This window comes from Blastococcus sp. SYSU D00868 (genome assembly GCF_054050575.1).
In genome coordinates this window covers 140,381-150,908 of the sequence record NZ_JBJGZO010000010.1, presented here as the reverse complement: position 1 = coordinate 150,908, position 10,528 = coordinate 140,381, and the positions used below count along the sequence as shown (strand labels likewise).

Below are 10,528 nucleotides of genomic sequence, written 5' to 3'. Positions count from 1 at the left end.
TGGGGTGGTTTTCCCTGCTGTGTTGTACGCCCCCGGGGGGGGGCCCGGCCCGGCCCGGGGGGGGTGGGGGGGGGGGGGGGCGGGGGCGCCGCGCCCCCGCGCGCCCCGGGAGGGGGACGGCTGGGCGCCGGCCGGCGGGCTGCTGGGCAGGGGGCCGTGGCTGGAGGAGCCCGAGCAGCTGCCGGGGATGCTCGACTCCGTGGCCCACCTGCGCGACGGCCGGCCGCTGGAGGTCAACCACCCGCTCGTGCAGCCGCGGATCGGTCCGAACCACACGGTGCAGCCGCCGGCGTTCCGGCCGACGAGCGCGCAGCAGATCGTCGACGAGGTCGGCAAGCTGGGCGAGCTCGGTGTGACCTGGACCAGCGTGCCGTCGCTCGCCGACGCCCCGGACACCCTGGAGGGCCACCTCGAGGGCCTGCACTGGATCGCGGAGAACGTGTTGACCGCCTTCCGCTGACCCGGCCGGCCCCGCCCGCGAGCCGCCGCCACCGCAGGTTCCCCCGAGCATGCTCCGCCTCTGCCCACCCCCAGTGGGCAGAGGCGGAGCAGCGCGGGACCCCCGGTGCCCCCGGCCTCTTCCGTCTGTGCCCACGCCGGGTGGGCACAGACGGAGGACGACGAGGTCGACCTGTCACCTCCCGCCGCCGCCGGGGACACAGCGGCGTAACGCCGTCCGCCTAGCGTCGGGCGCGTGAGCTTCGAGGTGCCCGTGGTCGACATCGGTCCCTACGTCGCCGGCGGCGGCCCCGCCGAGCGCGCGGCGGTCGCGGAAGCGTTCGACCTGGCCTGCCGCCGGGTCGGGTTCGTCCAGGTGGTCGGGCACGGCGTGCCCGACGCGGTGATCGACGGCCTCACCGGCGCCATGGACGAGTTCTTCGCCCTCGACCCGGCGACCAAGCGGGCCTACCGGACGCCGCCGGAGGTCAACCGCGGCTACACCCCGCCGCGGTCGGAGTCGCTGTCCCTCTCGCTCGGCGTCGAGTCCGCGGCCCGGATGAACGACTTCTTCGAGGCGTTCAACGTCGGCGCCGCGCGCTCCACCTACGGCCGCGACGACCTGCCCGCCGACCACTACGCGGAGAACCTCTGGCCGGCCGAGGTCCCCGGCTTCGAGCCGCGCGTGTGGGCCTACTTCACCGAGGCGCGCCGGGTGGCCCGCACGCTGACCCGGGTCGCGGCCGACGCGCTCGGCCTGCCCGAGGGGTTCTTCGACGCCCACCTCGGCCACTCCGTCGACGTCCTGCGGATGAACGACTACGCGCTCCCGCCGGGCACCGTCGGTCCGGACGCCGACCTGACCGGCATGGGCGCGCACACCGACTACGGCATCGTCACCGTGCTGTGGGCCGACCAGGTGCCCGGCCTGCAGGTGCTCGGCGGCGACGGCGTCTGGCACGACGTCCAGCCCGCCGACGGTGCGCTGCTGGTCAACCTCGGTGACCTGACCGGCCGCTGGACCAACGACCGGTGGCTGTCCACCCTGCACCGGGTGAAGCCACCGGTGGTCGACGGCACCATCCGCCGGCGCCGGTCGGCGGCCTTCTTCTGCGACGGCGACCTCGACGCGGTGATCGAGACGCTGCCGCAGTGCGTCGACGCCGACCACCCCGACCGCTACCTGCCGGTGACCGTCGGCGAGCACCTGACGGCGAAGCTGGCCGGCTCGCGGGCCGGCGTCCGCAACCGGAACACCGGCCGGGAGACCGAGCGGCTCCTCGCCGGCCGGGAGTAGCCGCCGTCACCGTTCCGTGACCGCTCCGGACTGCCGATGAGGAGGGCATGGCGAGACGACGGCGCATCGGGGACTCCCTCGCGACGCTCGGTGGGGCCCGGCCGGAGCTGCTGGAGGCCTCGCCCGGCGCGCGGCCCCGGTTCGTGGCGCTCGGCGGGGTGCTGCTGAGCACCGGTGGGCTCGCGGTCCTGTCGATGGCCTTCGCCGTCGCGATGGCGCTGGGCGTGTGGTGGCCGGTCGCGGCGCTGATCGGGCTCGGCTGGGGCTTCGTCGTCGTCAACCTGGACCGGATGCTGCTGGTCGGCATGGCCCACGACGCGTCGGTCGGGCGCAACATCGCGCTGGCGATCCCGCGGCTGGGCCTGGCGCTCGTGCTCGGCGTGGTCATCGCGACCCCGCTGACGCTGCAGGTCTTCCACAAGGAGATCGACACCGAGATCGTCACGATCCAGGCCGAGGCGGCCGACGAGTACCGGGCCTCGCTGGAGGCCGACGCGCGGTTCGCCGGGCTGCCCGAGCTGACCGCGCAGGTCGCCCTCGAGGAGCAGATCGTGGCCACCGGCGGCGCCGCCGACCCGGCGCTGACGGCGGTGCAGGCCGACGTCGCCGCCAAGCAGTCGGCGCTGGACGCCGCCGTCGCCACCCATCAGCAGCTGCAGGCCCGCGCCCAGTGCGAGCTCGACGGCACCTGCGGCACCGGGGACGCCGGCACCGGCCAGGCCTACGTGGAGGCCCGCGCCGCCGCGGACGCCGCCGCCGGCGCGGTGACCGCCGCCCGGGCCGCCCTGGACGACGCCCGCACCGCCGCCGGCGACGCCGCGGACCGCAGCTTCGCGCTGGCGCAGTCCTCGCTGGCCACCGACCGCGCCGAGCTGGAGCGGCTGACCGCCGAGCAGGACCGGTTGCAGGCCCAGTTCGACGCCACCAACGAGGGCTCCGGCGGCATCCTGCTGCGGCTGGAGGCGCTGGACCGGCTCAGCGACCGCAACGGCACCCTGTGGGCGGCCAAGACGATGCTGTCTCTGCTGTTTCTCTGCGTCGAGATGCTGCCGGTGCTGGTCAAGCTGCTGCTGAACTTCGGCCCGCCGTCGGCCTACGACGAGCTGGCCGCGCTGCGCGACCGCGGCGACGTGGAGGTCGAGGAGCTGCAGAAGCGCTCCAGGCTGGAGATCGCGCAGGCCCAGGAGGAGCTCCTGGTCCTGGCCGAGAAGGAGCGGGTGGACCGGCAGAAGCAGGCCGTGCTGGCCCGCCGGCGGGCGGCGATGGCCGCGGCGGCCGCCGCCCAGCAGCCGCCGCCGGCCCCGGCGCCCGCGCCCGCCGAGGCGCCGGCCACCGCCGGCGAGGACCCGCTGCGCGCGCTGTGGGACACCGGCCCGATCCGGCTGGCCCGCACCGCCGCCCGGACGGTGCGCGGCGCCCGCCGCCGTCCCGGCGTGACGGCCTGATCCGACGGGCCTGATCAGTCGGCGGGCGCGGGGCCCAGCAGCCGGACCTCCTCGATGTCCATCTGCGCCTGGATCTCGCGCAGCACGATGTCGTCGATCCGGCGGGCGTCGCGCAGCGCGATGACCGCCCGCCGCTTGTGCTCGAGCAGGCCCAGCCGCAGCTGCCGGTCCAGCTCCCGCTCCTCGCTGCCGCCGTCGCCGTCCGCGGCGTACTCGACCTCCAGGTCGCGGGCGTGCTGCTCGTACTCGGCGCGGACCCGGGCCAGCAGGTCGCCGTCCGCCCCGAGCTCGGCGGCCACCCGGGGCAGCGCCTCCAGCGCGGCCTCCGACGCGCGGGTGCGCGCCAGGTGCACCTCATCGGCGCGGGCGGTGTCCTCGGGCAGGCGGGCCCAGCGGACGACGGCCGGCAGCGTCACGCCCTGCACGACGATCGTCAGCAGGATGACCACGACGGTCGTGAAGACGATGAGGTCGCGGTCGGGGAACGGCTCGCCGCCGCCGATGGTCTCCGGGACGGCGAGCGCGGCGGCCAGCGAGACCGCGCCGCGGAAGCCGGCCCAGCCGACTGCCGTCCGGGCCTGCCAGGTGGCCCGGCGCAGCCGCTGCTCCGGCCGCCGGTCCAGGGTGCGGATGACCATCGCCGTCACGTGCACCCACGCCAGCCGGGTGCCCACCACGACGCCGGCCAGCACCAGGGCGACCCACAGGGCGTGCAGCTTGCGGCCGTCCTGGAGGTCCTCGACCACGCCGGGCACCTGGACGCCGACCAGCACGAACAGCGAGCCGTTGACCAGGAAGGTCGACAGGTCCCAGAAGGCGTAGGCCTGCACCCGGGACCGCGCGCGGATGACCCGCGGGCCGGCCCAGCTGAGCAGCAGCCCGGCGGTGACGACCGCGACCACGCCGCTGGCGTGCACCAGCTCGGCGAGCAGGAACGCGGCGAACGGGGTGACGACGCTCAGCGCGCCCTCGCGCAGCGGGTCGTCGAGGTGCCGGCGCACGCCGATCACGGCGAAGCCGGTCAGCAGGCCGGCGGCGAGCCCCCCGCCGTAGGACAGCAGGAACTCCCCGCCGAGGAACAGCGGCGTGGCGTCGCCCTCCCCGGTGGCGACCGAGACGGCGACGGCGAACAGGACCAGCGCGGTGCCGTCGTTGATCAGGCTCTCGGCGCGCAGCGTGGTGAGGGTGCGGCGGGGCATCCGCTTGGCCAGCCCGGCGATGGCCGCGGCGTCGGTCGGGGCGAGGACGGCGCCGAGCACCCAGGCGGCGCGGGGGTCCATGCCCAGCGCGATGGCGACGCCGGCGACGGCGGCCGCGGTGGCGATGACCAGCACCACCGCCGACAGCACGATGACCCGCAGGTTGGCGCGGATCTCGCGGAGACTGGTGTTCAGGCTCTCCCAGTAGAGGATCGCCGGCAGGAACAGCAGCAGGACGACGTCGGGCTCGAGCTCGACCTCGCCCAGCGCGGGGATCAGGCCGAGCGCGGCGCCGGACACGATGAGCAGCACCGGCGGGGCGACGCTGTACCGGGCGCCCACCGTCTGACCGACGATGACGGTGAGGCTGAAGACGACCGTGACGACCAGCGCGAGCACGGACTCGCAGACTAGGCCGGGTCCGCGGCGGACGCCTCAGCCGAGGACGTCGACCACCGTCTTGCCCCCGTGCCGGCGCAGCACGCCGCGGCTGACCCGAAGCAGCTGCTCGCGCCAGAAGTCGCCGGCGCCGTCCTCGTCGCCGGCCTCGACCAGCTCCAGCAGCCGCCCGACCACCCGCACCCGGCCGGCCCGCTTGGGCGCCACGAGCGAGGGGTCGGTGAGGTCGCGCATCTCTTCGGCGAGCACCTCGTGCAGGGCGCCCCACAGCAGCGCGAGGGTCTTGTTGCCCGAGGCCTCCACCAGCCGGCGGTGGAACGTCGTGGTCGCCTCGGCGTAGGCGGCCGGGTCGTCGACGACGTCCCCCTCGCGGGCCAGCAGCTCGCGCAGCTCGGCGACGGCCCGCTGCCGGTCCGGCGAGCCGGCGAGCAGCCTGGCGGCGACGGGCTCGATGGCCACCCGCGCGCCGAAGACGTCGGCCAGCGTCACGCCCTCGACCTGCATGAGCAGCCCGAGGTGGGTGGCGGCGACGGCGAGGCTCGGCCGGCACACCCGCACCCCGCCGCGGGCGCCGCGGCGCACCGCGACCAGCCCCTCGGACTCCAGCACCCGCAGCGCCTCCCGCAGGGAGGGCCGGGAGACGCCGAAGCGGCGCATCAGCGCGGGCTCGGCGGGCAGCAGGTCGCCCTCGGCCAGCTCCCCGCGGACGATCTGCCGGCGGAGCACGTCGGCCACGACCTCGGCGGTCTTGGGCACCCGCACCCAGCCCTCGAGTGGCGTGCTGTCGACCGGCCGGACCACGCCGCGCAGCATAGGGACGATCCCCGGCAGACCGGTACGACGCGGAGAATCGTCTACAGGATTATCCGGTCCGGGGTCTGGACGGCGACGGCCCGTCTCGCTAGCTTCCGCCGTGTGACCGAGGCCACCGCAGGCGAGCCGCTGGAGGAGTTCCGCGCCCGGGTGCGCGCCTGGTTCGCCGCGAACGTGCAGCTCACGGCGGGGGGCGGCGACGAGTCGCTGGACGGCGTGCAGCTCGCGCGGCGGTTCCAGGCGGCGCTGTTCGACGCGCGGCTGGCGGGGCTGACCTGGCCGGTCGAGTACGGCGGGCAGGGGCTGACCACCGCGCACCAGCTGGCGTTCAACGAGGAGGCCGAGCCCTACGCCGTCCCCACGCTGCCGCTGCTGATCGGGCTGGGCATGTGCGCGCCGACCCTGCTGGAGAAGGGCAGCCAGGCGCAGCGCGACCGGCACCTGGCCCGGATGCTGCGCGGCGACGAGGTGTGGTGCCAGCTGTTCAGCGAGCCCGGCGCCGGGTCCGACGTCGCCGGGCTGCGCACCCGCGCCGTCCGCGACGGCGAGGACTGGGTGGTGAACGGCCAGAAGGTGTGGACGTCGGGCGCCCACTACTCCGACTTCGGGCTGCTGCTGGCGCGGACGAACCCCGACGTCCCCAAGCACCTGGGCCTGACGATGTTCGTCGTCGACATGCGCGCGCCGGGCGTGACGATCCGGCCGCTGCGGCAGATCAGCGGCGGGGCGAACTTCAACGAGGTGTTCTTCGACGACGTGCACCTGCCCGGCGACGCCGTCGTCGGCGAGATCGACCGCGGCTGGCAGGCGGCGATCACCACGCTGATGAACGAGCGGGTGTCGATCGGCGCCGGCGGCGGCGGGCTGGGCCGGCGGCTGGGCGGCGGGGAGTTCGCGGCGCTGGCCGACCTGGCCCGGCGCCGCGGCGGCCTCGGCGACCCGGTGCTGCGCCAGTCGCTGGCGTCGGTGTTCGTCGAGGAGCGGCTGCTGGAGCTGCTGTCCAGCCGGATCCGCGAGGACGTGAAGGCCGGCCGCACCCCCGGCCCGCAGGGGTCGGTGGCCAAGCTGGCCGGCGCGCAGCTGGCCCGGCACGCCGCCGAGGTCGGGCTCGAGGTGCTCGGCGCCGCCGGCCAGGCGTGGGCCGCCGACGACCCGGACGCCCAGCGCTGGACGCAGGCGCTGCTGGGCGCGCCGGGCAACAGCATCGCCGGCGGCACGCCGGAGATCATGAAGAACATCCTGGGCGAGCGCGTGCTGGGCCTGCCGCGCGAGCCCGCGGTCGACCGCGACGTCCCCTTCCGCGACCTGCGGGTCGGCGGCGGGCGTTCCTGAGCCGGGGAGAGGGTTGATGGGAGCACTGGAGGGGCGGGTCGCCGTCGTCACCGGCGCGGGCCGCGGGCTCGGGCGGCAGCACGCGCTGCTGGTCGCCGCCGAGGGCGCGCGGGTGGTCGTCAACGACCTGGGCTGCTCGCCGCACGGCGAGGGCAGCGACCCCGCCGTGGCGCAGCGGGTGGTCGAGGAGATCCGCGCGGCCGGCGGCGAGGCGGTCGCCAACGCCGACGACGTCGCCGACTCCGCCGGCGCGCAGCGGCTGGTGCAGACCGCGCTGGAGGAGTTCGGCGACCTGCACGTGCTGGTCAACAACGCCGGCATCCTCCGCGACCGGATGATCACCAACCTGCCGGAGGACGACTGGGACGCCGTCGTCCGCACCCACCTGCGCGGGCACTACGCGCCGCTGCACCACGCGTCGCAGCACTGGCGGGCGAAGTCCAAGGCCGGCGAGCCGGTCGAGGCGTCGGTGGTGTGCACGACGTCGGTGTCCGGGCTGTTCGGCATGGTCGGGCAGACCCACTACGGCGCGGCCAAGAGCGGCGTCGCCAGTTTCGCGATGATCGCCGCGGAGGAGCTGGGCCGGTACGGGGTGCGGGTCAACGCGATCGCGCCGGCGGCGATGACCCGGCTGACCCAGCAGCCGGTCGAGGGGCGGCTGCCCGACGAGGGCCCGCCCGACGGCGACGGCACCTTCGCCCCCTACGACCCGGCCAACGTCTCGCCGTTCGTCGCCTACCTGGCCACCCGGGACTGCCCGATCACCGGCCGGGTCTTCTTCGTGCAGGGCGGCGGGGTGCACCTGTTCCAGCCGTGGGCGGTGGTCGACGCGATCACCAAGACCGACGAGCGCTGGACCGTGGCGGAGCTGGAGAAGGAGGCGGCCCGCTTCGCCGACGTCGAGTTCCAGCTCAACCGGCCGTACTGGGGATGACCGCCGTCGTGGCGCCCTCGGCCGAGGACCTGGCGGACCTGCGCCGGTCGGTGCGCGCGTTCCTGGCCGAGGTCGCGCCGGAGGCCGAGGTGCGCCGGATCGCCGACTCGCCGGCCGGGTTCGACTCCACGGTGTGGGCGCGGCTGGCCGGCGAGCTCGGGGTGACCGGCCTGACCGTGCCCGAGGAGTTCGGCGGGTCGGGTGCGGGCCTCGCCGAGCTGGGCGTCGTCCTGGAGGAGGCGGGGCGGGCGCTGCTGCCGGCGCCGCTGCTCTCCACCGTCGTCCTCGGGGTGCAGGCGCTGCTGCTGTCCGGGGACGGCTCGGCGCAGGCCGCGTACCTGCCGGAGATCGCGGCCGGGCGGCTGCGGGTGGCGGTCGGCGGTCTGCGGCCCGGGGACTCCGTCGCCTGCCGGGCGTTGCAGGGCCCGCGGGGCTGGCTGCTCGACGGCACGGTGGACGGCGTCCTGGACGGGGCCACCGCCGACGTCCTGCTGGTCGTCGCGTCCTGCGACGGGCAGCCGGCGCTGTTCGCCGTCGACGGCGGCGCCGGCGGGCTGTCCCGGACGCCGCTGGAGACCCTCGACCTCACCCGCCGCCAGGCGCGGGTGGAGCTGCACGCGACGCCGGCGACGCCGGTCGGCGAGGCCGGGGACGGCGGGCGGATCGCGGCCGCGCTGCTGGACCGGGCGCTGGCCGCGCTGGCCGCCGAGCAGGTCGGCGGGGCGCAGCGGGTGCTGGAGATGGCCACCGAGCACGCCCGCACCCGGTACCAGTTCGGTCGCGCGATCGGGTCGTTCCAGGCGATCAAGCACCGGTGCGCGGACATGCTGATCGACGTCGAGCGGATGCGGGTGGCGGCGGCCGCCGCGCTGGCCGCCGCCGACGCCGGCTCCCCGGACCTGCCGGTGGCCGCGCGGGTGGCCGCCGCCTTCTGCGGCGACGCCTACTTCGAGGCGGCGGCGTCGAACATCCAGGTGCACGGCGGGATCGGCTTCACCTGGGAGCACCCGGCGCACCTGTACTACCGGCGGGCCAAGAGCGCGCAGCTGCTGTTCGGGTCGCCGGCCGAGCACCGGGAGGCGCTGATGCGGGTGGTGGCCGATGCCTGAGCGGCAGTTCCCGGTCGAGGCCGGGCACGTGCTCCTCTTCCGGCGGGCGATCGGTGACCCGGACGCCGCCTACGACCCCGAGGCGCTCGCGCCGCCGACGTTCGTGGTGGCCGGGGCGCAGTTCGAGCCGACCCACCCGCTGCGCCCGGCCCCGGGGGAACCGTGGTTCGGGTCGGGCCGGACGCCGAGCGGCACGGCCGGCTCCAACGGCGGGGGCGGCGGCGCGGCCGCCTCCACGCTGCACGCCGAGCAGCACTTCACCTACCACCGGCCGGTGCGCGCGGGCGACGTGCTGACCGCGTCCAGCCGGCCGGGCGGGGAGTGGACCAAGGAGGGCAAGCGGGGCGGCACGCTGCGGTTCACCGAGTTCGTCACCGAGTACCGCGACGCCGCCGGCGAGCTCGTCGTCACCGCCCGCGCGGTCGCCGTGACGCCGTCGCAGGCGCCGGTCGGGGAGGCGTGATGGCGCTGCGGCGGGGCGACGTCGAGGTCGGCGCGACGCGGGAGGCGACGGTGGTCGACGACCTGACCCGCACCCAGATCGTCATGTACGCGGGTGCGTCGGGGGACTACAACCCGCTGCACACCGACGAGGTGTTCGCGACCCGGGTGGCGGGCTTCCCGGGGGTGTTCGCGCACGGGATGCTCACCATGGGCATGACCGGCCGCGCCCTCACCGACTGGGTGGGGGAGGGGGCGCTGCTGAGCTTCGGCGTGCAGTTCCGCGGGCAGGTCTGGCCCGGCGACACCCTGGTCACCACGATGACGGTGACCGCGGTGCACGAGGACTCGGTGGAGCTCGCCGTCCGCACCACCAACCAGGACGGCCGCGACGTCGTCACCGGGACGGCGACGGCGGCACTGGAGCCCTAGACCAGCTCGGGCACCCGCAGGTGGGAGAGGACGACGTCGGTCTCGGCGATGTCCAGCACCCGCGCGCCCACCGAGCCGGTGAACTCGTCGCGCATCATCCGGGCGCGGTCGCGCACCGCCTCGAGGGCGACGCGGCTGTGGAAGGTGACGGTGCTGACCACCCGGTCGGTCGCGCGGTCGGTCAGCAGGCTCAGGCTGCAGAAGTTCGGCAGTGCCTGCATCCGCGGCAGCAGGCTGGCGCGGTAGGCGTCGACGAAGGTGTCCATCCGGCCGCCGGTCACGCGGGCCCAGGTCAGCCGCGCCGCCCCGCGGTCGTGCATCGTGTGCTCGCGGTGCAGCAGGGTGATCTCCCACTCCTGCACCTCGATCTCGGCGTCGAAGCTGGCCAGCAGCCGCCCGCGCATCGGGTGCAGGAGTTCCGCGCTGGCCCGCATGGCCTCCTCGTCGGCCCAGGCGGAGGTGGCGACGGACCGGCCGGTGTCGCGGTCGACGAGCAGGGAGACGCCGACGCAGCCGGGCATCCGCTCGACGGCCGGCAGGGCCTCGGCGCGCAGGTAGGCGACGCCGGAGTCGATCGCGGTGGCGAGGCCGCGGATGGTGGTGGATCGGGCGTACATCGCGCTCCTCCCGGCGGTGCCTGCGTGTCACCAGCGTCCTCGCCGTCCGCGCCGATGACCAGGCGGGGCGGA

Annotated in this window: 11 protein-coding genes; 8 read left to right on the top strand and 3 right to left on the bottom strand. The window is 75.8% G+C overall.

What is annotated here, in order from left to right:
* Window positions 1–187: 187 nt before the first annotated feature.
* The 3 genes from ACI79F_RS11565 (at window position 188) to ACI79F_RS11555 (ending at window position 3,180) form a co-directional block, all read left to right on the top strand.
* Window positions 188–460 carry a hypothetical protein gene (locus ACI79F_RS11565; protein WP_456547683.1) on the top strand — a complete coding sequence of 91 codons (273 nt, stop codon included), beginning with the start codon at window positions 188–190 and terminating at the stop codon, window positions 458–460.
* Between the two features lie 234 nt (window positions 461–694).
* A complete protein-coding gene (locus ACI79F_RS11560) occupies window positions 695–1,735 on the top strand; it encodes an isopenicillin N synthase family dioxygenase (protein ID WP_456547684.1) in 1,041 nt (346 codons plus the stop codon).
* 47 nt (window positions 1,736–1,782) lie between these two features.
* Complete coding sequence (locus tag ACI79F_RS11555) at window positions 1,783–3,180, top strand: DUF4407 domain-containing protein (protein WP_456547685.1); 1,398 nt, start codon at window positions 1,783–1,785, stop codon at window positions 3,178–3,180.
* A gap of 14 nt (window positions 3,181–3,194) precedes the next feature.
* Here the strand turns inward: ACI79F_RS11555 and ACI79F_RS11550 are convergent, their stop codons facing one another.
* Window positions 3,195–4,778: a Na+/H+ antiporter gene (locus tag ACI79F_RS11550; RefSeq protein WP_456547686.1), complete on the bottom strand. Its 1,584-nt coding sequence runs from the start codon at window positions 4,776–4,778 to the stop codon at window positions 3,195–3,197.
* Between the two features lie 36 nt (window positions 4,779–4,814).
* Window positions 4,815–5,579, bottom strand: coding sequence for a FadR/GntR family transcriptional regulator (locus tag ACI79F_RS11545; RefSeq protein WP_456547687.1), 765 nt, complete (start codon window positions 5,577–5,579; stop codon window positions 4,815–4,817).
* Window positions 5,580–5,693: 114 nt separating this feature from the next.
* Here ACI79F_RS11545 and ACI79F_RS11540 point away from each other — a divergent pair, with 114 nt between their 5' ends.
* The 5 genes from ACI79F_RS11540 to ACI79F_RS11520 are packed head-to-tail and all read left to right on the top strand — an operon-like array spanning window position 5,694 to window position 9,839.
* Complete coding sequence (locus ACI79F_RS11540) at window positions 5,694–6,923, top strand: acyl-CoA dehydrogenase family protein (RefSeq protein WP_456547688.1); 1,230 nt, start codon at window positions 5,694–5,696, stop codon at window positions 6,921–6,923.
* A gap of 16 nt (window positions 6,924–6,939) precedes the next feature.
* Window positions 6,940–7,857: an SDR family oxidoreductase gene (locus tag ACI79F_RS11535; protein WP_456547689.1), complete on the top strand. Its 918-nt coding sequence runs from the start codon at window positions 6,940–6,942 to the stop codon at window positions 7,855–7,857.
* Window positions 7,854–8,966, top strand: a complete 1,113-nt coding sequence (locus ACI79F_RS11530; protein ID WP_456547690.1) for an acyl-CoA dehydrogenase family protein — start codon at window positions 7,854–7,856, stop codon at window positions 8,964–8,966. Before ACI79F_RS11535 ends, ACI79F_RS11530 begins: the two co-directional genes overlap by 4 nt.
* Window positions 8,959–9,429: an FAS1-like dehydratase domain-containing protein gene (locus ACI79F_RS11525; protein ID WP_456547691.1), complete on the top strand. Its 471-nt coding sequence runs from the start codon at window positions 8,959–8,961 to the stop codon at window positions 9,427–9,429. Before ACI79F_RS11530 ends, ACI79F_RS11525 begins: the two co-directional genes overlap by 8 nt.
* The gene (locus ACI79F_RS11520) at window positions 9,429–9,839 is read left to right on the top strand and encodes a MaoC/PaaZ C-terminal domain-containing protein (protein ID WP_456547692.1); all 411 of its coding nucleotides are present in this window, start codon (window positions 9,429–9,431) and stop codon (window positions 9,837–9,839) included. Before ACI79F_RS11525 ends, ACI79F_RS11520 begins: the two co-directional genes overlap by 1 nt.
* On the opposite strand, the gene ACI79F_RS11515 is transcribed toward ACI79F_RS11520, so the two are convergent.
* The gene (locus tag ACI79F_RS11515; protein ID WP_456547693.1) at window positions 9,836–10,456 is read right to left on the bottom strand and encodes an antibiotic biosynthesis monooxygenase; all 621 of its coding nucleotides are present in this window, start codon (window positions 10,454–10,456) and stop codon (window positions 9,836–9,838) included. The genes ACI79F_RS11520 and ACI79F_RS11515 overlap by 4 nt on opposite strands.
* Between the last annotated feature and the right edge of the window lie 72 nt (window positions 10,457–10,528).

Bases quoted from the DNA above. Each gene is read 5' to 3' on its own strand.
- ACI79F_RS11565 (WP_456547683.1), top strand. From the start codon at position 188: ATGCTCGACTCCGTGGCCCACCTGCGCGACGGCCGGCCGCTGGAGGTC.
- ACI79F_RS11555 (WP_456547685.1), top strand. From the start codon at position 1,783: ATGGCGAGACGACGGCGCATCGGGGACTCCCTCGCGACGCTCGGTGGG.
- ACI79F_RS11535 (WP_456547689.1), top strand. From the start codon at position 6,940: ATGGGAGCACTGGAGGGGCGGGTCGCCGTCGTCACCGGCGCGGGCCGC.
- ACI79F_RS11530 (WP_456547690.1), top strand. From the start codon at position 7,854: ATGACCGCCGTCGTGGCGCCCTCGGCCGAGGACCTGGCGGACCTGCGC.
- ACI79F_RS11525 (WP_456547691.1), top strand. From the start codon at position 8,959: ATGCCTGAGCGGCAGTTCCCGGTCGAGGCCGGGCACGTGCTCCTCTTC.
- ACI79F_RS11520 (WP_456547692.1), top strand. From the start codon at position 9,429: ATGGCGCTGCGGCGGGGCGACGTCGAGGTCGGCGCGACGCGGGAGGCG.
- ACI79F_RS11515 (WP_456547693.1), bottom strand. From the start codon at position 10,456: ATGTACGCCCGATCCACCACCATCCGCGGCCTCGCCACCGCGATCGAC.